The organism is Nocardia terpenica, from assembly GCF_013186535.1.
GTDB lineage: Bacteria > Actinomycetota > Actinomycetes > Mycobacteriales > Mycobacteriaceae > Nocardia > Nocardia terpenica.
Genome location: NZ_JABMCZ010000003.1, coordinates 1,905,331 through 1,929,796 on the forward strand (window position 1 = coordinate 1,905,331; position 24,466 = coordinate 1,929,796).

Annotated in this window: 18 protein-coding genes and 2 pseudogenes; 9 read left to right on the top strand and 11 right to left on the bottom strand. The window is 70.1% G+C overall.

Going from position 1 to position 24,466, the window contains the following annotated elements:
* Positions 1-3 precede the first annotated feature (3 nt).
* The 3 genes from HPY32_RS30405 (at position 4) to HPY32_RS30410 (ending at position 2,014) form a co-directional block, all read left to right on the top strand.
* Positions 4-729, top strand: a complete 726-nt coding sequence (locus HPY32_RS30405) for a site-specific integrase (protein WP_197696329.1) — start codon at positions 4-6, stop codon at positions 727-729.
* Positions 730-735: 6 nt separating this feature from the next.
* Complete coding sequence (locus HPY32_RS44065) at positions 736-930, top strand: hypothetical protein (RefSeq protein ID WP_067577967.1); 195 nt, start codon at positions 736-738, stop codon at positions 928-930.
* A gap of 109 nt (positions 931-1,039) precedes the next feature.
* Positions 1,040-2,014: an SDR family oxidoreductase gene (locus tag HPY32_RS30410; RefSeq protein ID WP_171983122.1), complete on the top strand. Its 975-nt coding sequence runs from the start codon at positions 1,040-1,042 to the stop codon at positions 2,012-2,014.
* 12 nt (positions 2,015-2,026) lie between these two features.
* Here the strand turns inward: HPY32_RS30410 and HPY32_RS30415 are convergent, their stop codons facing one another.
* The 4 genes and pseudogenes from HPY32_RS30415 to HPY32_RS46290 all read right to left on the bottom strand — a co-directional run.
* Positions 2,027-3,157, bottom strand: coding sequence for an enolase C-terminal domain-like protein (locus HPY32_RS30415; protein ID WP_067577970.1), 1,131 nt, complete (start codon positions 3,155-3,157; stop codon positions 2,027-2,029).
* Between the two features lie 29 nt (positions 3,158-3,186).
* Positions 3,187-4,140, bottom strand: coding sequence for a TIGR03557 family F420-dependent LLM class oxidoreductase (locus HPY32_RS30420; RefSeq protein ID WP_067577972.1), 954 nt, complete (start codon positions 4,138-4,140; stop codon positions 3,187-3,189).
* A gap of 44 nt (positions 4,141-4,184) precedes the next feature.
* On the bottom strand, positions 4,185-4,979 hold the full coding sequence (locus tag HPY32_RS46285; protein ID WP_309247564.1) for a (Fe-S)-binding protein: 795 nt from the start codon (positions 4,977-4,979) through the stop codon (positions 4,185-4,187).
* 259 nt (positions 4,980-5,238) lie between these two features.
* Positions 5,239-7,080, bottom strand: a pseudogene (locus HPY32_RS46290) (FAD-binding oxidoreductase); the annotation flags it as partial.
* Positions 7,081-7,228: 148 nt separating this feature from the next.
* Here HPY32_RS46290 and HPY32_RS30430 point away from each other — a divergent pair.
* Positions 7,229-9,022 (top strand): thiamine pyrophosphate-requiring protein, encoded by a 1,794-nt coding sequence (locus HPY32_RS30430; RefSeq protein ID WP_171983123.1) that lies wholly within the window; start codon positions 7,229-7,231, stop codon positions 9,020-9,022.
* Positions 9,023-9,078: 56 nt separating this feature from the next.
* Here the strand turns inward: HPY32_RS30430 and HPY32_RS30435 are convergent, their stop codons facing one another.
* Positions 9,079-9,930, bottom strand: a complete 852-nt coding sequence (locus HPY32_RS30435) for a SigB/SigF/SigG family RNA polymerase sigma factor (RefSeq protein ID WP_309247557.1) — start codon at positions 9,928-9,930, stop codon at positions 9,079-9,081.
* Positions 9,931-10,286: 356 nt separating this feature from the next.
* On the opposite strand from HPY32_RS30435, the gene HPY32_RS30440 reads away from it, so the two are divergent.
* Complete coding sequence (locus tag HPY32_RS30440) at positions 10,287-10,703, top strand: CBS domain-containing protein (RefSeq protein ID WP_067577983.1); 417 nt, start codon at positions 10,287-10,289, stop codon at positions 10,701-10,703.
* Between the two features lie 7 nt (positions 10,704-10,710).
* On the opposite strand, the gene HPY32_RS30445 is transcribed toward HPY32_RS30440, so the two are convergent.
* Both HPY32_RS30445 and mbp1 read right to left on the bottom strand, forming a co-directional pair.
* Complete coding sequence (locus tag HPY32_RS30445; protein ID WP_067577985.1) at positions 10,711-11,037, bottom strand: plasmid stabilization protein; 327 nt, start codon at positions 11,035-11,037, stop codon at positions 10,711-10,713.
* Between the two features lie 160 nt (positions 11,038-11,197).
* Positions 11,198-11,443, bottom strand: a complete 246-nt coding sequence (mbp1, locus tag HPY32_RS30450; RefSeq protein ID WP_067577987.1) for a microaggregate-binding protein 1 — start codon at positions 11,441-11,443, stop codon at positions 11,198-11,200.
* 143 nt (positions 11,444-11,586) lie between these two features.
* Between mbp1 and HPY32_RS30455 the strand changes: the two genes are divergently transcribed.
* On the top strand, positions 11,587-11,757 hold the full coding sequence (locus tag HPY32_RS30455; protein WP_067577989.1) for a hydrophobic protein: 171 nt from the start codon (positions 11,587-11,589) through the stop codon (positions 11,755-11,757).
* A 17-nt stretch (positions 11,758-11,774) separates the two neighbouring features.
* Here the strand turns inward: HPY32_RS30455 and HPY32_RS45015 are convergent, their stop codons facing one another.
* Together HPY32_RS45015 and HPY32_RS45815 are read right to left on the bottom strand one after the other, a co-directional pair.
* Positions 11,775-11,942, bottom strand: coding sequence for a GMC oxidoreductase (locus HPY32_RS45015; RefSeq protein ID WP_269456465.1), 168 nt, complete (start codon positions 11,940-11,942; stop codon positions 11,775-11,777).
* A gap of 28 nt (positions 11,943-11,970) precedes the next feature.
* Positions 11,971-12,084 (bottom strand): annotated as a pseudogene (locus HPY32_RS45815) (lycopene cyclase family protein); the annotation flags it as partial.
* 168 nt (positions 12,085-12,252) lie between these two features.
* Between HPY32_RS45815 and HPY32_RS46295 the strand changes: the two are divergent.
* The 3 genes from HPY32_RS46295 to HPY32_RS30475 all read left to right on the top strand — a co-directional run bounded on the left by HPY32_RS46295 (position 12,253) and on the right by HPY32_RS30475 (position 22,325).
* Complete coding sequence (locus HPY32_RS46295) at positions 12,253-13,479, top strand: MFS transporter (RefSeq protein WP_216676392.1); 1,227 nt, start codon at positions 12,253-12,255, stop codon at positions 13,477-13,479.
* A gap of 92 nt (positions 13,480-13,571) precedes the next feature.
* On the top strand, positions 13,572-21,380 hold the full coding sequence (locus HPY32_RS30470; RefSeq protein ID WP_067577993.1) for a hybrid non-ribosomal peptide synthetase/type I polyketide synthase: 7,809 nt from the start codon (positions 13,572-13,574) through the stop codon (positions 21,378-21,380).
* A gap of 69 nt (positions 21,381-21,449) precedes the next feature.
* Positions 21,450-22,325: a LysR family transcriptional regulator gene (locus HPY32_RS30475; protein ID WP_067577995.1), complete on the top strand. Its 876-nt coding sequence runs from the start codon at positions 21,450-21,452 to the stop codon at positions 22,323-22,325.
* 3 nt (positions 22,326-22,328) lie between these two features.
* On the opposite strand, the gene HPY32_RS30480 is transcribed toward HPY32_RS30475, so the two are convergent.
* Positions 22,329-23,096: an oxidoreductase gene (locus HPY32_RS30480; protein ID WP_067577997.1), complete on the bottom strand. Its 768-nt coding sequence runs from the start codon at positions 23,094-23,096 to the stop codon at positions 22,329-22,331.
* Between the two features lie 111 nt (positions 23,097-23,207).
* On the bottom strand, positions 23,208-24,413 hold the full coding sequence (locus HPY32_RS30485) for an erythromycin esterase family protein (protein WP_067584359.1): 1,206 nt from the start codon (positions 24,411-24,413) through the stop codon (positions 23,208-23,210).
* Between the last annotated feature and the right edge of the window lie 53 nt (positions 24,414-24,466).

Below are 24,466 nucleotides of genomic sequence, written 5' to 3' on the forward strand. Positions count from 1 at the left end.
GACATGGCATCAATCATCATTCGGGGCGAGGGATCGGTGCCTCGAACAGTTCGTACGGCCGCCGAGGCGTTTCGGGATTCGATCAGCGCACCCAACACGCGCCGGGCCTATGGAATTACGGTTATGAAGGTGGCCGAGCAGATCGATGGTCGCGGCGCGGTCGATCGGATCGGTCCGGGTCGCCTGCTGTCCACGGTCTCCGACGCCGAAGTCGGTGCCGCACTGGAGAGTCTGTGGGGGCAGGCCGCGTCGAGTACCTGGAATGCGCGCCTCGCGGCCGTACACACGTGGCTGAGCTGGTGCCGGGAGCGCGGTTGGGACGCTCCGGCCGTCCCGGCGGTTCCCAGGCGTCCCGCCCTGTCGGATTGCCGGAAGCGGGTCCGGTCCCGCAGAGCGATCGACCGGCTCATTGCCGACCGCAACGTTCACCTGCGGGAGAAGACGCTGTGGCGGATGCTGTACGAGACATGCGCTCACACGGAGGAATTGCTGCAGGTCAATATCGAAGATCTCGACCTGCGCGGGCGCCGCTGCCCGATCGTGTCCAGAGGCGCCGAATTCGTCTACTGGGACGTGGGTACCGCTCGACTGCTGCCGCCGCTCATCCGCAACCGCACCCGCGGGCCGCTGTTCGTCACCCATCGCAGATCCGGACCGGGCAAAGGCCGCAGCCATGACGACCTGTGCCCCGACACCGGGCTCGCTCGATTGTCCTACGACCAAGCTTGAGCATTATTGGATATCGCCACGGCGACCGACGGGTCCGGGACGGGCTGGAATCTGAGCGATTTCCGGCACTCCGGTCTGGCACACCTCGCCCGTGCCGGGGCCACCCTGGATGAGCTGATGGCCAAATCGCGGGCCACCCGTCCGGAGAACCTGCTCGCCTACTTCGACGGCCTTCCACCGCTGCTGGATCCGACCGGCTGATCGGGTCCGGCTCGGATGCATACCGGTGCGGGGTGCGGGGTAGTGCGCGGGTGTGGCAGCTATGCCACCGCAGGTAGGCATCTCGCCGGTTTCGAGTGGAGGAGGATCGATGGCTGAGTGGCGGTCGCGCACGGTGGTGATTACCGGGGCCAGTGGGGGGATCGGGCGGGCGGCGGCGCGGCGCTTTGCGCGGGAGGGGGCTTCGGTGGCGTTGCTGGCTCGGGGGCAGGCGGGGTTGGCGGCCGCGGCCGAGGAGGTTCGGGCGGCCGGGGGGCGGGCGTTGGCGGTGCGGACGGATGTGGCCGATTTCGAGGCCGTCGAGGCGGCGGCCGAGCGGGTCGAGGGCGAACTCGGGCCGATCGACGTGTGGGTGAATTCGGCGTTCACGTCGGTGTTCTCGCCGTTCGCCGAGATTACGGCGGAGGAGTTCCGGCGGGTTACCGAGGTGACCTATCTGGGTTCGGTGTACGGCACGATGGTGGCGCTGGCGCGGATGCGCGGGCGGGATCGGGGTGTGATCGTCCAGGTGGGTTCGGCATTGGGGGAGCGCGCGATTCCGTTGCAGTCGGCCTACTGTGGCGCCAAGCATGCGGTGAACGGGTTCGTGGAGGCGGTGCGGGTCGAGTTGTTGCACGATCGCAGTAACGTTCACATCACCGTGGTGCAGGCCCCCGCGGTGAACACGCCGCAGTTCTCGTGGGTGCTGTCGCGGCTGCCGAGGCACCCGCAGCCGGTGCCGCCGATCTACCAGCCCGAAATCCTCGCCGACGCCATCGAATTCGCGGCGGCGCACCCCCGGCGCAAGCAGTACTGGGTGGGGGCGAGCACGGTGGGCACGGTGCTGGCGCAGCGGCTGGCGCCCGCGGTGCTGGATCGGTATCTCGCCCGCACCGGGTATGACTCGCAGCAGACCGATGCCCGGAAGGTCGGCCGGGAGAACAATTTGTGGCGGCCCGTGGACCGCGCCGGGGGACCGGATTTCGGTGCGCATGGTGAGTTCGACGGGCAGGCGCACTGGCGCAGCCCGCAGATGTGGCTGGCCGAACGCGCCGAATCGCTCGCCGCTCGCCTGCGACGGCACTGAGAACCCCGAGACCTACGATTTCACCGCATCGGAGCATGCCGAAACACGATATGCCGCAGCCTTTTCCGATATCCGCATGCCGTGCCCGCGGTCGGACCGCGCGCCGTGTGGCGGCAGCACACCGTCGGCGACGCGGGGCGCGCCGTCCACCAGGGTCGGTTCGAGCCGGGCGTGGTCGATGAACCATTCCAGATGCCGGACATTCGGCACGGCGGCGGTGATCGGTGCGTGCAGGGCCGGTGCGCAGTGCGCGGACACGTCGCGGCCGTGGGCGGCCGCCAGGGCGGCGCACTCAAGGAATCCGCTGTAGCCGCCGCAGCGGGTCACATCCAGTTGCAGGCAGTCGACCACGTCGATCAGCGCGGCGGCATCGTAACGGCCGCAGATGTATTCACCGGCGGTGACGTCGCACCGCAGCGCCGCGCGGACCCGGTCCAGGCCGTGCGGGTCGTCGCTGGTGACCGGTTCCTCGAACCAGACCACGCCGCGGCGATCGAGCTCGGCGCCGACCCGGCGCGCCCGGCCGACCGTGTAGGCGCCGTTCGCGTCGACCATCAAACGGCCGCGGTCGCCGATCAATTCGATGGCCAGGGCGACGCGTTCGAGGTCGCGGTCGATCGCGCCGCCGCGATCCTGCCCGATCTTGATTTTCACCGCCTCGCACCCCGCGCCGCGCCACTGCGAAATCTGTTCCGCGAGTTCGTCATCGGCGAGATTGGTGAAACCACCCGAGCCGTACACCGGGGTGGCGGCCCGCGCGGCGCCGAGCAGGACCGGCAGCGGCACGCGCAGCAGCCGGGCCTTCAGGTCCCACAGGGCGATATCGACCGCGCTCAGCGCGTGCGCGACCACCGCGGTGGTGCCGATATTGCGGCACGCGCGTTGCAGTGCCGTGCGGCAGCCGGGAATGTCGAACGGCGAGCGCCCACGCAGGATGGGTGCGAGGTCGTGACCGATGACCTCGGCCGTCGCGGGACTGCTGTAGGTCCACCCCAGCCCGCGTTCATTACCGGCGGTCAGCTCGACGACCACCGCCGTCGTGGCGTCCCAGAGCAAGGTGCCGTCCGCTTCGGGACCCGGTGTGGGAAAACGATAGACGCTCACCGCGATCGGGTCGGCGATCGAGAGGTCCGTGGAAGTCATTGCGGCTCCTGGGGAGTGGTGTCGGCGAATCAGGCCAGGGCCGGGAGGATGTCCTTCTCGTAGGCGGCGAAGAAGCCGTCGAGATCGGGCCCGATCTGCTGGACGTAGACCTCGTCCACGCCGGCGTCGAGATAGCCGCGCAGGTGGGCGATGTGGCGCTCGGGGTCGGGTCCGCAGGCGAAGTGGTCGCGGGCGGACTCCTTGTCGATCAGGCTCGACGCGGCCTCGAAATCGGCTGGGCGGGGCAGGGTTTGGTTCAGCTGACCCGGGAGCAGTTCGTTGGCCCACAGGCGGTGGGCGATCTCGAGCCCGGCTTCCGCGTCGCGGTCCCAGCTGACCTTGGTGCCCGCCTGCACGGGTTTGGTGCCGCCGCCCGCGCCGCGGAAGGTGTCCACCAGCTGGCGGTCGGGCGCGACGGTGCAGTAGCCGTCGCCGATGCGTGCGGCCAATTCCGTTGCCTGCGGGCCGAATCCGGAGACGTAGATGGGCACGGGCCGCTGCGGCAGCGTGTAGATTCGAGCCTCCTGCACCCGGAAGTGCTTGCCGCGGTGGCTGATCGTGCCGCCGCGGTGCAGTCGCCGGATGAGGTGCACGGCCTCCTCGAGCATGTCGAGCCGCACGGCGGGCTCGGGCCACGGATCGCCGAGGACGTGCTCGTTGAGTGCCTCGCCGCTGCCGACACCGAGCACGAACCTGCCGTCCAGTTGCACGGCGGCGGTGGCGGCGGCCTGGGCGATGATCGCCGGATGGATGCGCACGGTCGGGCAGGTGACCGCCGTCGTCACCGGCAGGTCGGTGGCTTCCGACAGCGCGCCGATGGTGCCCCACACGAAGGGACTGTGCCCCTGCGCGTCGTGCCACGGGTGGAAGTGGTCGGAGATCCACAGCCGCTCGAACCCGGCCTGTTCCGCGCGCCGGGCCTGGTCGACGAGCTGCTTCGGATCGAACTGTTCGCTTGCGAGGAAGTATCCGATGCTGGCCATATCGGGCGCTTACCCGGGGTGCCGCGCGGTATGCGCGGATCTTGTCAGGCGGATCCCCGGGTGATCGCCTCGGCGAGCAGTTCGACCGCGTGCCGGGGATCGGCGGCGGGGTCGAGGTGGCGGATCTGGGTGCGGCAGCTGAAGCCGTCGGCGAGGACGCGGGTGCCCGGCGCGAGGCCGCGCACGGCGGGCATGAGCTGGTCCTCGGCGCAGGCGATCGACACCTCGTAGTGGCCCTGCTCGAATCCGAAATTGCCTGCCAGGCCGCAACATCCGGCGTCGAGCACGTCGATGTCGGCTCCGGTGGCCGACAGCAGGTCCCGATCGCGGTCGTAGCGCAGGATGGCGTGGTGGTGGCAGTGCGGCTGTACCAGTGCCGCGCCCTCGATGGGGGGTGGCGTCCAGTCGGGTGCGCGGTCGGCGAGCAGTTCGGCCAGGGTGCGGGTCTGCCCGGCCAGCCGGTGCGCGTCCTCGTCGCCGTGCAGGAGTTCGGGCAGGTCGGAGCGGAATACCGCGGCGCAGCTGGGTTCCAGGACGACGACGGGCGTCCCGGCGCGCAGCTGCGGTTCCAGCGTCCGCAGCGTGCGGCGCAGCACCCGCTTCGCGGTGGGGAGCTGGCCCGTCGAGATCCAGGTGAGCCCGCAGCACACGGCCCGCCCGGGCAGCTCCACCGTGAACCCGGCCGCCTCCAGCACCGTGACCGCCGCCCGCGCGATGCCGGGCTCGAAATTGTTGGTGAAGGTGTCCGGCCACAGCAGCACGGGCCCCCGCGATCCGGTGCCGGAACCTGTTGCGGGACGGAAGGTTTCGGTGAAGCGGGCGGAAGCGAACCGGGGCATTTCCCCGGCGCGGGTCGATGCCGCCCGCGCGGGCGATCAGGTGCCGCAGGCCCGGCGCGTGCGTCACCGCGTTCGCCAATGCCGCGACCGATGTGCCCAGTCGCGCCCACAGCGGAATCCAGCCCATCGAATAGTGCGCCAGCGGGCGCATCCGGTGCCGATAGTGGTGGGACAGGAACTCGGCCTTGTAGGTGGCCATGTCGACGTCGACCGGGCAGTCGCTGCGACATCCCTTGCAGGCCAGGCACAGATCCAGCGCATCGCGCACCTCGTCGGAGCGCCAGCCGTCGGTGATCACCTCGCCGTTCAGCATCTCGAACAGTATCCGGGCGCGGCCGCGGGTGGAGTGTTCCTCCTCGCGGGTGGCCCGGTAGCTCGGGCACATCACCCCGCCGCTGTCGCCGCGGCACTTGCCGACTCCGACGCAGCGGGCGGCGGCGGTGCTGAACCGGTGTGAATCCTCGGGAAAGGCGAAGTGCGTCACCGGTTCCCACGGCCGGTAGTCGACTCCCTGGCGCAGGTCGTGGTCGAGCGGATGCGGGTCGATCACCTTGCCCGGGTTCATGCGATTGCGCGGATCGAACAGTCGCTTCACCGCACCGAACGCCTCGATCACCCGGTCGCCGAACATGATCGGCAGCAGTTCGCCGCGGGACTGCCCGTCCCCGTGCTCGCCGGACAGCGATCCGCCGTAGCTCACCACCAGCCGCGCGCTCTCCTGCACGAATGCCCGGTAGTTCGCGATGCCGGTCGCGGTGCGCAGGTCGAACGGGATGCGGGTGTGCACGCAGCCGTGGCCGAAATGGCCGTAGAGCGAACTGGATTCGTAGTCGAAGCGCTGTAACAGCCGCTCGAAGTCGCGCAGATAGTCGCCCAGCCGATCGGGCGGGACGGCGGCATCCTCCCAGCCCTCGTGGGTTTCGGGTCCGTCGGGCGGATAGGCGGTGGCGCCGAGCCCGGCCTCGCGGGCGGCCCAGATCTCGGCCTCCCGCTCCGGATCGTCGAGCACGGTCGCGCTCGCTCCGGTGCGCGGGCAGACCTCCTCGATCATGGCCTGCGCCTTGCGGTCGGCGTCCTCGCGGGTGTCGGCGTCGAATTGCGTCATGAGCCAGGCGTTTCCGGCGGGTAGCTGCCGGATCGCGCCCTCGGCCAGGTGCAGGCTGTGTTCCAGCGCGACCAATCGGTGATCGAGGCCCTCCAGTGCCGCGGGGGTGTGTCGCAGGACCTGTGGGACCGCGTCGGCGGCGGTGTAGATGTCGTCGAAACCGAGGACCGCCATCGCCTTCGCCCCGGGCCGCCGTACCAGCTCGAGCTCCGCGCGCAGCACGGTCACCAGGGTGCTCTCGCTGCCGACCAGGAATTTGGCGAGGTCGAATCCGTTCTCCGGCAACAGCGAATCGAGGTTGTAGCCGGAAACCCGGCGCGGGATAGCCGGGTAGGTCTTGCGGATGTCCTCGGCGTAGCGGTCTCGGATCGTCCGGAGCCGGGCAACGAGTTCGGGCCCGCGCTCGTCGTCGGTGTCGATGGTGTCGCCGGGGCCGACCCAGGCGCGCAAGCCGTCGTGGGTCACGATCTCCAGCCGTCGCACCGCGTCGACGGTCTTGCCGTATGCCTGCGCGGTGGACCCGCAGGAGTTGTTGCCGATCATGCCGCCGATGGTGCAGCTGACATGGGTGGACGGTTTCGGGCCGACCAGCAGCCCGGTCGGGGACAGCTCGTCGTTGAGCCGGTCGAGGGCGATTCCCGGCTCGACCACCACGGTGGCGGCGGCCCGATCCACCGAGACCACCCGCGTGCAGTATTTGCTCCAGTCGATCACGACGCCCGCATTGCAGCACTGCCCGGCCAGGCTGGTGCCGCCCCCGCGCGACAGTACCGGCACGTCGTGGGCGCGGCACACCGCGACGGCGGTGGCCGCATCCTCCGGAGTGCGGGGTATCACGACCCCCAGCGGCACCGCCCGATAGTTCGAGGCATCGGTGGAATAGGTTGCGCGGCTGCCGGAATCGAAGCGAACCTCGCCGTCGACCTGTTCGGTCAGTTGGGTGCGCAGTGCCTCGAGGGGAAACGAGGTGCGAGGGGACTTGTGGTCGAGAGTCATCGGTGGCCCTTCTGTCGAGGATCGATCGCGGCCGGGCGGGTGGTTGGTGGGCGACTACCCGGTCGGTGGGCGGGCACACCCGTGGTTCGGTCGGTGTGGGTCGGGTAAGCGGCGGGCAAAGAGGACTCGATGTGGATAGGAGAAGGGGATGACGCAGCAGGTTGGTGATTACGTCTTACAGCGGCTTCGGGAGTGGGGTGTGGCCCGGGTGTTCGGGTATCCGGGTGATGGGATCAATGGTTTGGTCGCCGCGTTCGGGCGGGCTGGGGATGATCCGGTGTTTGTGCAGGCGCGGCATGAGGAGATGGCGGCGTTCGAGGCGGTCGGGTACGCCAAGTTCAGTGGTGAGGTCGGCGTGTGCACCGCCACGTCGGGGCCGGGGGCGATTCACCTGTTGAACGGCCTGTACGACGCGAAACTCGATCATGTGCCGGTGGTGGCGATCATCGGGCAGGTCGCGCGGTCGGCGATGGGGGGTAGTTATCAGCAGGAGGTGGATTTGCAGTCGTTGTACAAGGATGTGGCCAGCGACTACCTGGTCGAGGTGAACGTGGCTGCCCAGTTGCCGAATGCCTTGGATCGGGCGTTCCGGGTGGCGCGTGCCCGGTCCGCTCCGACGGCGGTGATCATTCCCGCCGACCTGCAAGAAGAGCCCTATGAGCCGCCGACGCACGAGTTCAAGCAGGTCCCCTCCAGCCCGCCCGCGGTGTTGGGGGCCGGGATCGTCGCCCCCCGCGCCGACGTGGAGGAGGCCGCCGCGATCGTGAACGCGGGCCGCCGGGTGGCGATCCTGGTCGGTCAGGGCGCGCGGGGTGCGGCGGGGGAGGTGGTGGAGGTGGCCGAGCGGGTCGGGGCGGGGGTGGCCAAGGCGCTGCTGGGTAAGGATGTGTTGCCGGATGATCTGCCGTTCGTGACGGGGGCGGTGGGGTTGTTGGGGACGCGGCCGAGTTATGAGTTGATGCGTGATTGCGACACGTTGTTGATCGTGGGTTCGAATTTCCCGTATTCGCAGTTTCTTCCGGAGTTCGGGCAGGCGCGGGCGGTGCAGATCGATATCGACGCGACCATGATCGGGATGCGGTACCCGGTCGAGGTGTGCCTGGTCGGTGATGCGAAAACCACCCTGGCGGAGTTGATTCCGTTGCTGGAACGCAAATCGGATACGACGTGGCGGGACACGGTCGTGGCGAATGTGGGGCGGTGGTGGGAGACGGTGGAGCGGCAGGCGATGCTGGGTGCGCGGCCGGTGAATCCGATGCGGGTGGTGTGGGAGTTGTCGCGGCGGATTCCGGAGGATGCGATCGTGACCGCGGATTCGGGGTCGGCGGCGAACTGGTACGCGCGCTGCTGGCGGGTGCGGGGCCGGATGCGGGGGTCGTTGTCGGGGACGTTGGCGACGATGGGGCCGGGGGTGCCCTACGCGATCGGCGCGAAGTTCGCCCACCCCGACCGCCCGGTCATCGCCCTGGTCGGGGACGGGGCCATGCAGATGAACGGTTTGGCCGAACTGCTCACCATCTCCCGGTATCGGGACCGGTGGGCCGATCCGCGGCTGGTGGTGTGTGTGTTCCACAATAATGATCTCAATCAGGTGACCTGGGAGTTGCGGTCGATGGGCGGGGCCCCGAAATTCGAACAGTCCCAATCCCTCCCGGACCTGTCCTACGCCGACGTCGCCCGCGTGTTCGGGTTGGGCGCGGTCGCGGTCGACGACCCCGACGACCTGGCGGGGGCGTGGCGGCAGGCGTTGTCGGCGGACCGGCCGACCGTGCTGGATGTGCGATGTGACCCGGAGGTGCCGCCCATCCCGCCCCACGCCAGTTGGGAACAAATGAAATCCACCGCCGAAGCAGTCCTGCGCGGCGACCCCAACGCCTGGCACCTGATCACCCAAGGCACCAAAACCAAAGCACAAGAATTCATCCCCCACCACGACAACTGAGACGAATACTGGACTGGCCCGGCGATAGAACGCCGGGCCAGCCCATGGGTCGAAGCTCAGGCCAGCTCGAGGGCCTGCTCGCGGAGGGATCGCAAGGTGTGGGACAGGATGCGGGAGACGTGCATCTGGGAGATGCCGAGCTGACGGCCGATCTGCGTCTGCGTCTTGGATTCGAAGAATCGCAGGTGCAGTATGGTGCGTTCGCGATCGGGCAGCGCCTCGATGAGGGGGCGGACGGCCATGGCGTTTTCGAGGAGCTCGTAGCAGGGCTCCTCGGTGGCGAGTGCGCCCGCCCGGGATGCCGCGCCCTTCGGGCCGTCGTCGTCGTGATCGATTGGCGTGTCGAAGGTTTCGGTACGGTAGCCGTTGGCGGCGATCAGTGCCTGATTGATGTCTTCGAGCGCGACGCCGAGTTCGGCGGCCAGATCGCGGCCGGTAGGCGCGCGGCCGAGTCGTTGGATGAGCAGGGGTGTGGTGGCGGCGATCTGCTGTTGGAGCTCCTTGAGCCGCCGGGGTACGCGCAGCGCCCAGCCGCGATCGCGGAAGTGCCTGCGGACCTCGCCGAGGACGGTGGGTACGGCGAAGGAGATGAAGGTGTGCCCGCGGCTGACCTCGAATCGGTCGACCGCGTACACGACGCCGATGCGGGCGACCTGTTCGAGGTCGTCGAAACTCTCGCCGCGGCCGCAGTAGCGGCGGGCGACGTGTTCGGCCAGCGGCAGGCAGCGGTGAATAATGTATTCGCGCAGCCTGTTTCGTTCCGGATCGGTCGGTTCGAGGCTGTCCAGCTTCTCGAACCACGGCTCCAGATCGTCGTAGGAGTCGTTCCCGCGGCGGGCGCGCATTGCTGGGCTCGTGACCGAACCCGCAAGGGTTGTCTGCGACGGTGTGTCGGCGAGAGGCGCCATGATTGTCAACTCCTTGATCCGAGGGTGGAGCGTGATGCCGCAGTCGCTCGCGGCTCTCGGAGTGTCAATGGCTCAACGGCGTTGTCGGGGCACTCGGTGGCTCGTCTTCGACGGCACCGTGCAGCGGTGCTGTCCTCCGGCCACGGACGCCACTACCGCCCCTGGCGGCTGCCTACGTGATCGGCCGGATACAAATCGGGTACCCGATCGTGTTCGTCTTAATCGACAGTGCCGGCATGCGCGGAGAAGGCCGAGGTCAGCGACCCCGCGCATAGTCGGAGCGGGCTCGGGTAGCCGCAGCACGGATGCCCCGGCCGGGGGTATCGGTACCGCACGAACTACAGGAGGGTTATCCGATGACCACCGCACGAGAGCTCATGTCGGCCGATGTGGTGTGCGCCCGCTCCAGCGACACCGTCTTGCAGGCTGCCCGCACGATGGCCGAGACCGGGGTCGGCGCCCTGCCGATCTGCGGTGAGGACGGCAAGCTGAAGGGCATGCTGACCGACCGCGACATCGTCGTGAAAGTTGTTGCGCAGCGCAATGATCCGATCGGTGTGATGGCGGGCGAACTGGCCGAGGGCGTGCCGTTCGTGGTCCAGGCCGGCGACGATGTCACCGAGGTGCTCACGGCCATGGCCGAGCACCGGGTGCGCCGCATCCCGGTGCTCGAGGACAAGAAGCTGGTGGGCATCATCGCGCAGGCCGATGTCGCGCGCGCACTCGGGCACGACAGCTCCGGCCGCGTCGTCGAGGCGGTCTCCGAGGACTAGTCGGTGATTATTTGCCGAGAGCGCGAGCGAGTTCGGCCTTGGTCATCGACGACCGACCCCTGATATTGCGCTGGCGGGCCTCGTTGTAGAGCTGGTCGCGGGTGGGGCCGTGTCGGCCGCTGTGCGATCGCAGGCCGCCGCGGCGTTGGGGAGACATATCCCGTACCGATGTGCGGCTCGCGGTCCGGGTCTGCCCGGCGCGGGCGCGGTTCTTGTTCACCGTGCGGGCGGCGATCTCCTTCGCGCGGCGGGTGCTTTCGCCGTGCCCCTTCGCCGAATCCTTGATGTGCTCGTACTGGCGTTCCTGCTTCTGGGTCCATTCCTCCCTGGGCATTTCACACCTCCCGAATAGCGGGTTGTACCGGACAGTGTCGGGCTACCCGTTCGACCGCCCCCGAATCACGAAGAAAACCGGTGGTTTGCTCCGGGCGCAGCAGGGCCGCCGAGCGAGATTCGCTCGGCGGCCCCACGCGGCGATCGTGCCGGGGTGTCGGCTATTGGTTGTGCTCGTGGCCGGACTGCCGCGCCTTGTTCACCTCGGCCTCGGCGCGGGCCTTCTCCGCCTCGGCCTCCTTTTGGGCGGCCTTTCGCTGATCTGCTGCCTTGTCCTGCTGTGCGCGTCCCTCGTCTTTGAGGTTCTCGTCGCCGGTGATGATGCCGGCGGCCTCCTTGGCCTTACCCTTCACGTCCTCGACGATGCCCTCTACTGCCTCGCGGGGACCGCTTTCGTGTTGGGACACAACAACCTCCGAACCAATCGGATACTGCGGACATCTTCGGCTTACCCGCGAATCGGCGAGGAATTCCGGCGGTGTCTGTGACCCGCGCCACTGCGGAGTAGATGCGCCCTCGCCGGGTATCCGCGGCTCAGGAGGTAGGAAATATGATTCCCCTGTTACTCGTTCTGCTGCTCGCCCTGGTGTTGCTCGGCGCGGGATTCGCGGTGAAGCTGCTGTGGTGGATAGCAATCGCCGTCTTCGTGGTCTGGCTGCTGGGGTTCGTTTTCCGCGCTGCCGGTGCCGACGGCGGCCGGGGACGCTGGTACCGCTGGTAATTCGGAGACGGCGTGGCCTATGTCAGTGCGGCAGCGAACCTTTCGGCGAGCATGAGTGTCGACAGGTTGGTATTGGCCCGTGGAATGGTCGGCATGGTCGAGGCGTCCACGACATGGAGTCCGTCGATCCCGCGCACGGCGCCCCGGCCGTCGGTCACGGCGGCCGGGTCGTCGTCGGGTCCCATCCGGCAGGTGCCGACCGGATGCTGAGCCGAAGTCCGGGCCCGCCTCCAGCAGCAGCACCGAGCGGTCGGGATTGACGGAGAGACGATCGGCCAGCACCCCGCCCGCCGAGCCTGCGCCAACGATGATCACGTCGTATCGCATGGTCGCACTGCCCTTTCCGTAGCGCTTGTTCGGTTTGTCGATCACGGCGGCTACCCCGTCCGGTACGGCCGAAACCAACCGTTACGCGGCCGGAGCTATGCGGGGTTCGGGTAGGGGTTGCACCGTTCCGCCCTTCTGCGGCAACGCCGTTCCCATATCCTCGATGTTGTGAGTGGCAGGCTGCCGGATCCCGGGTCGGTGGAGCGGGATGTGGTGGCCGTTCCGGCTCGGCGGCGGTCGTTGGTGACGTTGTTCGTCGGGGCGGTGTTGATGAATACCGGGGCGGTGGGGTTGTCCACGGTGGCAACGGTGTTCGTGGCGGAGCAGGCGGGGGCGGGGGCGAGTGGGCTGTCGAATGCGGCGCTGGTGTCGGGGACGGCGGCGGGGGCGCTCGCGACGTCTGCGCTGATGGCCGGGTACGGTCGCCGGGTCGGGCTGCTGGTCGTGTATTGCGTTGCGGGCGTGGGTGGGGTGGTCGCGGTCGCCGGTGTGCTGCGGTCGTCGCTGCCGGTGCTGCTGATCGGGGTGCTGGTGTTCGGTGGGGGATACGGGGCGACGCAATTGTCCCGGTATGTCGCGGCGGCGGTGCTGCCCGAGCATCGGCGCGGGTTCGGGGTGTCGCTGATCGTGTGGGCGGGGACGGTGGGGGCGGTGGCCGGGCCCGCCCTCATCGCCCCGGCCTCCGCGGTCGCCACGGGCGTGCGGTTGCCCGGCCTGTCCGGGCCGGTCGCGGTGTCGGCGCTGCTCGCCGTCGCGACCGTGGCGGTGACCGCGGCGTTGCCGCGCGCGGTGGGCCGGATCGAGGGGGAGCGGCCGGAGCGGTCGTCGCTGTGGTCGGCGCTGCGCGGCCGGGTGGTGCTGGTGCCGCTGGTCGCCATGGTCGCCGCGCAGGCGGTGATGGTGTCGGTGATGACGATGACGCCGGTGCAGATGCGTCATCTCGGCAGCGGGCTGGACGTGGTGGGCTGGGTGATCAGCGCGCACATGGCCGGAATGTACGCGCTCGCACCGGTGTCCGGCCGGATCGCCGACCGGTGGGGCGGCCGGGTCGCCATGACGGCCGGGCTCGCCGTGCAGCTGGTCGCGGCGGTCACCGTCGTGGCGGCGCCGAGCTCGTACCGGCTCTGGATGCCCATCGGGCTGTTTCTGGTGGGGTACGGCTGGAACCTGGTATTCGTCGGCGGCAGCGGCACACTCAGCCGCGACCTGCCGCCGGGTGAACGCGCTCGGTTGCAGGGCGGTGTCGACGCCGTGGTGTGGGCGAGTTCCGCGCTGGCCAGCCTGGTGGCCGGACAGTTGTTCGCCGCGGGCGGATTCCGGTTGGTGGCGGTGGTCGGCGCGGCGATCGCCGGGGTGGTGCCGCTGGCGGTCGTGCGCCGTCGTGCCGGGGGGTAGCGGTGCACCCGGCGTGTTCAGCTGGGGAGCACGAACATACCGCCGGACCCGATACCCCGATACACTGCACACTCTCGAGGTTCACGACGCTGATGATGGGGCGTTCGGTGGTCGATCACGGTGCAGCACAGTCGTATTCGGCCGCGCACGGCACAGGTCCGGGTGCGGCGGAGCCGATCGCCGTGGTGGGCATGGCGTGTCGGATGCCGGGCGGGGCCTCGACCCCCGAATCGTTCTGGCAATTCCTGCGCGGGGGCGGGGACGGCGTGGTCGAGGTGCCGAGGTCCCGGATGGAGCTTCCGGGCCCGCGCCGGGCCGGATTGCTCACCGGCATCGACGAATTCGATGCCGAGTTCTTCGGGATCTCGCCCCGGGAGGCCGCCTGCCTCGACCCGCGGCACCGGCTCCTGCTGGAGGTCACGTGGGAAGCGCTGGAACACGCGGGATGTCGCGCCGACCGATTGCCGGGTCGTCCGGTCGGCGTATTCGTCGGCGTCTCCCACGACGAGGGCGTCCGAATCCCGTCCGGGGCAACGGATCGGGTGTCCGCGCACGCGCTCACCGGCGGCGCGGCGTCGTTCGCGGCCGGTCGGCTCTCCTATCATCTCGGGCTGCGCGGGCCGTCGCTCGCGGTCGACACCGCGACCTCCTCCTCGCTGGTCGCCGTGCATCTGGCCGGTCAGAGCCTGCGCTGCGGGGAAACGGATCTCGCGCTGGCGGGCGGGGCCCATGTCCTGTTGTCCCCGTCCTGGTTCCGGGTGCTGTCGCGGGCGCGCATGCTGTCGCCGACCGGATGCTGCCGGGCGTTCGACGCGGCCGCCGACGGGTATGTGCGCGGCGAGGGGTGCGGCGTCGTCGTGCTCGAGCGGCTGTCCGACGCGAGGGCGAACGGCCATCGGATCTGGGCGGTGATCCGGGGTTCGGCGGTCAACTCCGACGGGCGCAGCCGCGGCATCACCGCACCCGACCCGGACGCGCAGGCCGACCTGATTCGCGCGGCATTGCGCGCCGCGGACCTGCCGCCGGAACGGATCGACTACGTGGAGGCGCACGGCACCGGCACGCCCACCGGCGATCCGGTGGAGTTGCGCGCGTTGCGCGCCGCGCTCGGCGCGGGCCGGGAGGGTCGGCCGCTGCCGGTCGGGTCGGTGAAGACCAATATCGGCCACCTGGAACCGGCGGCCGGGATCGCGGGCCTGATCAAGGCCGTGCTGTGCGTCGCGCACGGGGAGATCCCGCCGCACCTGCACCTGGACACCCTCCATTCCGCGGCCGGGACGGGCATTACGGTTCCCACCGAGCCGACCGCGCTCCCGCAGGGGGAGCGGCCCTCGGTCGTCGGCGTGAGCTCGTTCGGCGCCAGCGGCACCAATGCGCATGTGATCCTCGAAAGCGCCGGTGGCACAGCCGAATACGCGCCGACAGGGCCGGACCGTACCGCGCATGTGCTCGCCCTGTCGGCGAAATCGGCTGCCGCCCTGGCGAAGCTGGCCGACAGGTACTCGGCGCGGTTGTCGGCGCTGGACGAGAATCGGCTCGCGGACCTGTGTTTCACCGCGAATACCGGCCGGGCGGCGTTCGCGCACCGGGCGGCGTTCGCCGCGAGCACCGTCCGGGGCATGCGGGAACGCCTGGCTCGGCTGGATTCCCCGAATCGCCTGGGCGACCGCCCTTTTCCCGGCAACCCCACCGCGGGGCGCATCGTGTTCCTGTTCCCCGACCGGGATGCGGCCTATCCGGGCATGGGCCGCCAGCTGTTCGACACCGCGCCGCACTACCGGGAAACCCTGGACGAGGCCGACGAGGTGCTGCGGCCCCTGCTGAGCTGCCCGCTGCCGGAGGTGCTGAATCGGGACGACCTGCTGGCCCGGCCCCGGTACGCCCGGCCCGCCCTGTTCGCCGTGGAGTACGCGCTCGCCCGGCTGTGGCGGCAGTGGGGCGTGGAACCGGATGTGCTGCTCGGTCGCGGCATCGGTGAGCGGGTGGCCGCCTGCGTCCGGGGGGTGCTGGATTTTCCGACCGGCTTACGGCTGGCCGTCGAGGGTGGGCCGGGTGCCGGAAACAACGGCGTGCCAGGCGGATTCGCGGAGTCGGTGCGCGCGGCGTCATCGCAGGGGGCCGGTGTCTTCCTGGAGTTGGGGCCGAGCCCCACCCTGCTCGGCCCGGTCGGTGAGGCGGCGCCGGACGCGCTGCTGTTGCCGTCGCTGCGGCGGGGATCCGACGACTGGCAGGTGCTGGGCGAGAGCGTCGCCGCCCTGCACACCGCGGGCGCCGCGATCGACTGGCGCCGCTTCGACGAGGGCCGGGGGCGGCGTCTGGTGACCGCGCCGACCTATCCGTTCCGGCGCGACCGCCACGGCGAGGCGCGGCCCGAGGAGTCGGTCCCGCTACTGGGCCGACGGCTGCAATCCCCGTTACCCACCGCGCAATTCGAGTCGACGCTGGCACCGGCCGCGCACCGGGTGATCGACGAACAGGTGGTGGACGGCAGGCCGCTGGCCGGGGTCGGTGTCCACCTGGCCATGGCGGTGGCCGCGGCGCGGGAGTCGACCGGGACCACGGCGGTGACCATCCGGGACTACGAGCTGACCCGGGCGCTGTGGCTGGAACCGGACGACCGCAGGCGCGTCCAGTTCGTGCTCGAGCCGGACGGATCGTTCCAGCTGTATGCCGCGGCCGACCCCGCGGCCTGGGACCGACTCTGCCTGGGGCACATCGCTTCCGGAGCCGACCCGTCCACCGTGGATATCGCGGCAATCCGAGGCCGACTGACCGGCGAGCTCACCGCCGACGACCTGTACCGGCGACTGTGGCGACGCGCGATATACCTCGGCCCGGCGGCCCGCTGGGCCGACGACATCCGCTACGCCGACGGCGAGGCAATGGCCCGCCTCCGACCCCCCGAATCCACGGTATGGGACGGGACCACACCGCACCCCGGCCTGACGGAAGCAATGTTCCACACCATCCTCGGCTGCCTCCCCGACCACCCACCCATGGTCACCCGAATAGACCGCTTCACCTGGCACGGCCCCACCACCACCCAGCCCCTGTACTGCCACTGCCGAGTCGACCCATACGCCGAACCACCATATCCCCCAGCAACATTCACCCTCACGGACGCCACCGGCCGCATCATCGCCGAGGCCCACCGAGTGGAATTCCGCCCGCTATCACGCAACAGCCCCGTAGTCGTCCACAACCACGCGCCTCACGCCCGGAACACGCTCGCCGCCGAGCTGCCACCTGATACCGCAGACATCCGGGCGGTGCCTGCTGGGGTGGTGCCCGACGTGGCGAACACCGGGGCGATGCCCGATGCTGTGGAATCCCGTGTGGGGCCACGTAATAGCCCCGTCGTTCACGATCACGCGGCTCGCACCCGGAATGAGATTGTCGCCGAGCCGATGTCCGCCGGGGCGGTGTCTGATGCCACGGTCGCTGAGCCGATGCTTGATGCCGCAGACAACCGGGCGGTGCCTGTTGTGGCGGATGCCGGGGTGGTGCCTGTCGCGGCGGACATCCGGGTGGTGCCTGATGCGGTGACCGCCGGGGTGGTGCCCGTCGAGCCGGACAACCCGGTGGTGCCCGACGCGGCGACCACGGTGGTGCCCGATGGTGCGGACACTCATGTGGCGGGCACCGGGGCGGTGGTCGATACGCCGGAGACTGCGGTGTCGTGCAGCGATGTCGATTTGGTTCGGCGGGTGGTGTTTTCGACCTTGGCTCGGGTGTTGGGGGTGCGGGAGGGGGAGCTTGATGCGGGGGTGGCGTTGACCGATCTTGGGTTGGATTCGTGGATGGCGTTGGAGGCGCAGGATGCGTTGCGGGATGAGTTGGGGGTGGGGCCGCCGTTGGATGCGTTTCTCAATGCGTCCAGTATTACCGGGTTCATTGCCGATCTGATCGGGGCACCCGCGGCGGAGCAGCGTATTGCCGTGTCGTCTACTCCGGATGAAAACGCTCGTTACGATCCGTTTCCGCTCACCGACCTTCAGCACGCGTACCTGGTGGGGCGGTCGACGGCGTTCGAGCTCGGCGGGGTGTCGACCTACTCCTATGTCGAGGTCGATATCGTCGGGCTCGATCTGGATCGGCTGGCCTCGGCGCTGGGGGTGCTGGTGCGGCGCCACGATATGCTGCGCGCGGTCGTGGGGGCGGACGGTACCCAGCGGGTGCTGGCCGCGGTGCCCGAATTCATCGTGCGCACAGTCGATCTCGCCGAGCTGTCGGCATCGGATCGGGCCGGTGCGCTCGATCGGATCCGGGGCGAGCTGAAGAATCAGGTCCTCGACGCGGCCACCTGGCCGCTGTTCGATGTCCGGGCCACCCGCCTCGATGCGCGCACCACCCGGCTGCACATCGGTCTCGATGCGCTGGTCGTGGACGGGTGGAGCGCGGCGCTGCTGTTCCGGGAATGGGCGACGGTCTATCGGGAGGGTGCGCGGGCGCTGCCGGAGCTGTCGCTGACCTTCCGCGACTATCTCACCGCGCTGGGGGAGCGGCGCAGCGAACAGCGGCGCGCCGAGGCCGAGCGGTACTGGCGCGAGCGCATTGCCGAATTGCCCGAGGCGCCACGGCTTCCGCTCGCCACCAACCCGGCCGATCTGGGCGTTCCCGAGTTCACCCACCACACCACGACACTGTCCACCACCGAGTGGTCCGAGCTCCGTCGACTCGCCGGTGCGCACGGCGTCACCCCGTCCGCGGCGCTGTGCGCGGCGTACTCCTGGATCCTCTCCGCGTGGAGCGGCACGAGCGCCTTCACCCTCAATGTGATGTTCTCCAACCGGGTGATGCTGCACGAGCAGGTGGATGCCGTCGTCGGAAACTTCAGCACCACAACCCTGCTCGCGGTCGGCCTGGCCGACGAGACCTTCGCCCGCCTCGCCGAACGGATCCAGGGCCGACTGTGGGCGGACCTGGAGCACGGCGATATGTCCGGCGTCGAGGTGCTGCGCGAGATCAACCGAGCGCGCGGAAATATTGTCGGCGCCAGCATGCCGGTGGTGTTCGCCAGCATGGTCAACTTCGCGAGCCGGGATGCCGCGGGCGGCATGACCGGCATGGTGCACCACCTGCTCGGGCTCGGCGAGAGCGCCACCGAGGCGTACAGCTGCGTCCGCACACCCCAGGTGTGGCTGGACCACCAGGTCATCGAGGAGGCCGGTGCCCTGGTCGTCAACTGGGACGTGGTCACCGGCCTGTTCCCGGACGGCATGATCGAGATCATGTTCGGCGCCTACGTGGGACTGCTGCGCGCCCTCGCCGCCGACGAATCCGCCTGGCAGCGGCCCGCGCCGATCCTGGTGCCCGAGGCCGACCTCGAGGCCCGCCGATCGGCCAATGCCACCGGGGAACCCGTGGGTCCCGGCCTGCTGCACGGGCCGTTCCTCGAACGGGCCGGGGAGAATCCGCACGCCCCCGCCGTGGTTTCGGCGGAGCAGACCCTCAGCTACGGCGAGCTCGACCGGCGATCGGCGACACTCGCGCGGCGGCTGTGGGATCGGGGCGTCGGCAGGGGAGCGCTCGTGGCCGTGGTGCTCGACAAGGGCGCGCGGCAGGTGGTCGCCGTGCTCGGAATACTCAGGGCGGGTGCGGGTTACGTGCCGGTCGACCCCGACGTACCGGCCGAGCGATTGCGGGTGCTGCTGGCCGAATCGGGCGTCGCCGCGATCGTGACCCAGCGGGAGGTCGAACGGCGCACCCGGTGGCCGGTCGGCTGGGACCGGCTCTGTATCGACGAAATCGACTCGGACGGAACGGATCACGAGCCCCCGCCGGAGTGCGACGCCGAGCCGGACGACCTCGCGTACGTGATCTTCACCTCCGGTTCCACCGGAACACCCAAGGGCGTGATGATCGAACACCGCGCGGCCCGCAATACCGTGCTCGACATCAACGAGCGGTTCGGCATCGGCCCGGCGGACCGGGTACTCGGACTGTCCGCGTTGAACTTCGACCTGTCCGTCTACGACATCTTCGGCACGCTGGCGGCGGGCGCGACACTGGTGCTGCCCGAACCGGCCGCGCACCGGGAACCGGCCCGCTGGGCCGATCTCGTCGCCGCGCACGCGATCACGGTGTGGAACAGCGTGCCCGCGCTGATGGAGATGTTCGTCGACCACCTGGCGGCGCGGGAACATCCGCCGATGCCGTTGCGCGTGGTGCTGCTCAGCGGCGACTGGATCCCGGTGACCCTGCCGACACGCATCCGAAAGCTGGCCCCCGACATCGTGATCTGCGGTCTCGGCGGCGCGACGGAGGCCGCGATCTGGTCGATCCACCACCGCATCGACGGCGTCGACCCGGCCCGGACATCGATCCCCTACGGAAAACCGTTGCGCAACCAGCGATTCCACGTGCTCGACGAGGCGTGGCGCCCGTGCCCGACCTGGGTTCCCGGCGAGCTCTACATCGCGGGCGCCGGGCTCGCCCGCGGCTATCTCGGCGACGAGGCCAAGACCAAGGCCGGCTTCGTCCGGCACCCGACCACCGACGAAAGGCTGTACCGCACCGGGGATCTCGGGCGCTATCTGCCCGACGGCGCCATCGAATTCCTCGGGCGGCGCGACACCCAGGTCAAGATCAACGGGTATCGGGTGGAGCTCGGTGAGGTCGAGGCCGCGCTGCTGCGCGACCCCCGGGTCCGCGCCGCGGCGGCCGCCGTCGTCGGCGACGGGCAGGACCGGCGATTGGCCGCCTATGCCGTGCCCGCCGCCGCGGTGACGCCCGACGAGCTGACCGCGGCGCTGCGGGCGCGGCTGCCCGACTACCTGGTGCCCCGGCACATCGTCCTGCTCGACGCACTTCCGTTGGGCCGCAATGGAAAACTGGATCGCGCCGCACTGCCCCGGGCCGAATTCACTCCGCCCGCCCCGGCCGTGCCGGTGGCGCCGCGCGACGAGATCGAACGCACCCTGGCCGACATCTGGACCGAGTTCTTCCCCGGCCGGGACTTCGGCATGGACACCACCTTCTTCGCCCTGGGCGGAAATTCGCTGCTCGCGGTGCGCCTGATGGCCCGCATCGCCGCGCAGCTGGGCCCGTCGCTGCCGCTGTCGGTCCTGTTCGGGCACCCCACCATCGCCAGTCTGGCCGACGTCGTGCGGGAGGGGCGGGCGCGGCGTGCCGCGCTGGTGCCGATCAGCGAAACCGGTTCGGCCACACCGTGGGTGCTGGCGCATCCGGTCGGCGGGGACGTGCTCTGCTACTCCGGCCTGGCCGCGCTGCTGGGCCCCGGCCGGCCGGTGTACGCGCTCCAGACGCCCGACACCGACGAGCCCCTGACCACCATCGCGGAACTGGCCGCGCACTACATCGACGCGCTCGACACCGCGCTCCCACGCGGCCGGTACCGGCTCGGCGGCTGGTCCATGGGCGGCATGATCGCGCTGGAGATGGCGGCGCGAATGTCCCTGCGGGGCACCGAGATCGAGTCCGTCGCCCTGATCGACGTGCTGGAACCGCCGACTCCCCGGCACGCGGCCGTCCCCGAGGATGCCACCCTGCTGTCCTGGTTCGCCCGGGACCTGGCGGGTCTCGCCGGGATCGAGTGGAGCCCGGCCCCCGCGGAGCTGCGCTCCCTGGCCGACCTGTACGACCGGGCGCGCGCCGCGGGCGTCCTGCCCCCCGACGTGGACGCGGACACCCTGTCCGCCATAGTCACCCGCTTCTCCCGCAACACCCGCGCGCTGCTGACCTACCGGGCGCCCACCTACGCGGGCACCGTCCGCTTCTACCGCGCGGCCCGGGGAGCGACCCCCGCGACCGCCGCCGCGTGGCTGGCCCGCTGCACGGGAGACGCCCGCATCATCGACCTCCCCGGCGACCACTACGGCATCGTCCGCCCGCCCCATGTCGACGCCCTCGCCGCGGCGCTGCGGTCGGACCCGGAGTAAACGCGTCACCTCCGGCGTTGCACGACAACACATTACGACGGTTCCATTCATGGGAGGGCACGGGAGCCGATGAGCCTTCGTCAGTACGAGTACGCGCTGGCCGTTGCCGAGCAGGGCTCGGTGACGGCGGCGGCGGAGCTGCTGCACGTCGCGCAACCCTCGGTGTCCCAGCAGATTCGCGCCCTGGAGCGGGAACTCGGCGTGGCGCTGTTCGCCCGCACGCCGACCGGGCTGGTGCCCACCGTGGTCGGGCGCGCGTTCCTGCGGGAGGCGCAGGTCGCGGTGAGCGCGTCGCGGCGGGCGCGGGCGACCGCGCGGGCCGCCGCCGACGAGCTGGTGGGCGAGCTGCTGGTCGCGGCCCAGATGGGTCTGGGCACCCGGCAATTGCCGTGTGCGCTGGCCGCGCTGCGCCGCCGCTTCCCGCGGCTGGAGGTCACCGTCTTCGAGGAGCCGAACCCGGCCGAGCTGGAGCGGCTGGGGCGCCGGGGCGTGCTGGACCTCGTCCTGGTGGCGACCCCGTGCGAGGAGGGCGCGGCCGAGGCCCATCACCTCGGCGACGAGGAGTTCGTCGTGGTGCTGGGCGCCGGGCACCGGCTGCTCGCCGCGGATCGGGTCGAGCTGGGCGAGCTGGCGGGGGAGCCGTGGGTGCGGTTCGACCGCGACAGCGCGCTCGACGGCGTGCTGCGAGACGTGCTGCGGGACAATGCCTTGACCCCGACCACGGCCGCCCGCGTGTCCCAGGCGGCGACGGCCGTGCGCTGGGCCTCCCACGGGCTGGGGGTGACGCTGGTCCCGGCCTCCGCGGTGCCCCACGGATACGAGCACCTGGCGCGCCCGGTGTTCCCGGTCGTGTCCCAGCCCGTCGTCGCCGCGGTCCGCCGCGACCCGGGCCCGGCGGAGACGGCCCTGCTCGAACTCCTGCGCCAACAGACCTGGCACAGATGACCGTCACCCCCTGGGGAATTCGCCGCCGTCCACGACGAGATTGCTCCCGGACATCCAGCCCGCCCGCTCGGACACGAGGAACAGCACCGCGTGGGCGATGTCCTCGGGCCGACCATCGCGCCCCAGCGGCGGCACGGTGGCGGCGATCCGGCCCGGCGTCGCGTCCAGGCGCGCCCACTCCTCGCGCGCCGCCTCGCTGCCGGGGGTGGCGGTCCTGCCGGGAGTCACGGTATTGACCCGAATTCCGAACGGGGCCAACTCCGATGCCAGTCCCCGGCTGTAGTTCTCCAGCGCCGCCTTCGCGGCCGTGTAGTGCAGAAACGGCGCGACCGGGACGGGCACCGCGGCCGAGGACACGTGCACGACCGTTCCCGAACGCCGCTCCCGCATCCCCGGTGTCAGCAGCGAGTCCAGCCGCACCGACGCCAGAAAATTCAGATCCAGCGCCTCCTGCCACTCCGCATCGGGAATCGCCGAGGACCCCGAGAACGGCCGCGCCCCACCCGCATTGTGAACCACGATGTCCACCCCGCCGAACGCCTCCTCGACCGCCGCGGCAACCGCCGCCGCCCCGTCCCGCGTCCGCGCATCGGCCGCCACGAAGACGACACCCTCCGGCACCGCCGTCGTCCGGGCCCTGGCGGTCGTGATCACCTCGGCACCCGCATCCAGGAATTCCCGCACAATGGCCGCCCCGATTCCGCGCGAACCCCCCGTGACCAATGCCCGCTTTCCCGCGAGTTCCCCGGCCTTATTTCCGATCGTGGCCATGCCACCGGTCCTTTCGTATTCGTCTGTTCGACAAAAAGACGGTACGTCCGAAAAAGAGCGAGAGGCAAAGACCGAATAACAGTAGGCGCTATAGGGAATTCCTATACGGCACTACCAATACCGATGTTGTTTACCGTCGGTGTCGGTGATGAAGATGACGCCGTCGGTGCGGTCCACGGCTGCCGGGGCGAGTGGAATGTGGCCGGGCACAATCGGTTTGCCTGTGCCGAGGGATGGGGGGAGGGTGGCGCGTAGGGCCGGGGCCGGGAACAGGGTGCGGCGGGTGGTCGCTTCGGACAGCAGGTGTTGGAGGGTGCCCGGGTTGCTGTCGGGGCTGGCGTCGGTTGCCAGGAATAGGTAGCGGTCACCGAGGGTGAGTTCGACGAGCGCGCCCGCGTTCGCCCAATTCGCTTGGCTGCCAACCGGCTGCGCGCGTTGAAGATGCTCGTTGTGCGCGAATACCAGGGTGGGGCCGCGGTGTTGCTCCCGGGCAATGATTGCGAGCAGGTTCTCGGCCATCATCTCCGCGCGCAGACTGCCCAGGGTCGCGATGCGGTCGGGTGCGGAGCTGGCCATGGCCGCGTGATAGCGCAGCAGGCCCTGGGCGGTGCGGGCGTGCGCGGCGGCGTGGTCGTAGCCGGTCGGGTCGGCGGCGCGCAGGTCGGGCGCGGCGCGGCGCAGGGCGCTGGCGAGGTCGTCGGCGATGAGGCGCAGGGCGCGGGCGCGGTCGGAGTCGCCGAGGGAGGCCGCCGGGTCGCGGGCGGCCGCCTCGTTCGCCCAGTCCGCGTCCTCGCCCAGCAGTGTGTCGAGATCGCGGACCGACTCGGGCCGCAGCGCATTCGGCAGATAGTTCTCGACCCGGGACAGCGCCCGTCGCGGGCTCGGCGCACTATAGATTTCGGTCGGCGCATCGAAGCCATGGCAGCGAATTCGTTCCGACGGTGCGCGATCGGCGTTGTACGCGCGAAGCCATTCCACGAGTTCGCGATTGCCCGGCACCGCGCCGAACCCGTGGCTGAACCCGGTCGCGAGCACCGTCTCGATCTCCGCCGCCGCCCCGGCCACGTAGTCGTCGACCACGGACGCGGCCAGGGCATCGGTCTCCAGCGCGATCGACCGGTAGCCCCGGTCGACCAGGTGACCGAGAATGTCGTTGCGCAGCAACGGAAATGCCGCGATCCCGTGGGTCGGCTCGCCGAGGGCCAGCAGGACCGGCGGCTCGGTCCGCGCGGCGAGCAGGTCATCGAGCGCACGGGCCAGACTGGCCGGGTCGTCGAGTTGTCGGCCGATTCCACGCAGTGCTGCGACAGTGGACATGAACATTTCCCTTTCCGGAAGAACCGACTTCGACGATATCGTTGAAGAATCGA

What these genes read in the sequence shown, in the direction of transcription:
- HPY32_RS30405 (WP_197696329.1), top strand. Translation starts at nt 4, where the DNA reads ATGGCATCAATCATCATTCGGGGCGAGGGATCGGTGCCTCGAACAGTT.
- HPY32_RS30410 (WP_171983122.1), top strand. Translation starts at nt 1,040, where the DNA reads ATGGCTGAGTGGCGGTCGCGCACGGTGGTGATTACCGGGGCCAGTGGG.
- HPY32_RS30415 (WP_067577970.1), bottom strand. Translation starts at nt 3,157, where the DNA reads ATGACTTCCACGGACCTCTCGATCGCCGACCCGATCGCGGTGAGCGTC.
- HPY32_RS30420 (WP_067577972.1), bottom strand. Translation starts at nt 4,140, where the DNA reads ATGGCCAGCATCGGATACTTCCTCGCAAGCGAACAGTTCGATCCGAAG.
- HPY32_RS46285 (WP_309247564.1), bottom strand. Translation starts at nt 4,979, where the DNA reads ATGCCCCGGTTCGCTTCCGCCCGCTTCACCGAAACCTTCCGTCCCGCA.
- HPY32_RS30430 (WP_171983123.1), top strand. Translation starts at nt 7,229, where the DNA reads ATGACGCAGCAGGTTGGTGATTACGTCTTACAGCGGCTTCGGGAGTGG.
- HPY32_RS30435 (WP_309247557.1), bottom strand. Translation starts at nt 9,930, where the DNA reads ATGGCGCCTCTCGCCGACACACCGTCGCAGACAACCCTTGCGGGTTCG.
- HPY32_RS30440 (WP_067577983.1), top strand. Translation starts at nt 10,287, where the DNA reads ATGACCACCGCACGAGAGCTCATGTCGGCCGATGTGGTGTGCGCCCGC.
- HPY32_RS30445 (WP_067577985.1), bottom strand. Translation starts at nt 11,037, where the DNA reads ATGCCCAGGGAGGAATGGACCCAGAAGCAGGAACGCCAGTACGAGCAC.
- HPY32_RS30455 (WP_067577989.1), top strand. Translation starts at nt 11,587, where the DNA reads ATGATTCCCCTGTTACTCGTTCTGCTGCTCGCCCTGGTGTTGCTCGGC.
- HPY32_RS45015 (WP_269456465.1), bottom strand. Translation starts at nt 11,942, where the DNA reads ATGGGACCCGACGACGACCCGGCCGCCGTGACCGACGGCCGGGGCGCC.
- HPY32_RS30470 (WP_067577993.1), top strand. Translation starts at nt 13,572, where the DNA reads ATGATGGGGCGTTCGGTGGTCGATCACGGTGCAGCACAGTCGTATTCG.
- HPY32_RS30475 (WP_067577995.1), top strand. Translation starts at nt 21,450, where the DNA reads ATGAGCCTTCGTCAGTACGAGTACGCGCTGGCCGTTGCCGAGCAGGGC.
- HPY32_RS30480 (WP_067577997.1), bottom strand. Translation starts at nt 23,096, where the DNA reads ATGGCCACGATCGGAAATAAGGCCGGGGAACTCGCGGGAAAGCGGGCA.
- HPY32_RS30485 (WP_067584359.1), bottom strand. Translation starts at nt 24,413, where the DNA reads ATGTCCACTGTCGCAGCACTGCGTGGAATCGGCCGACAACTCGACGAC.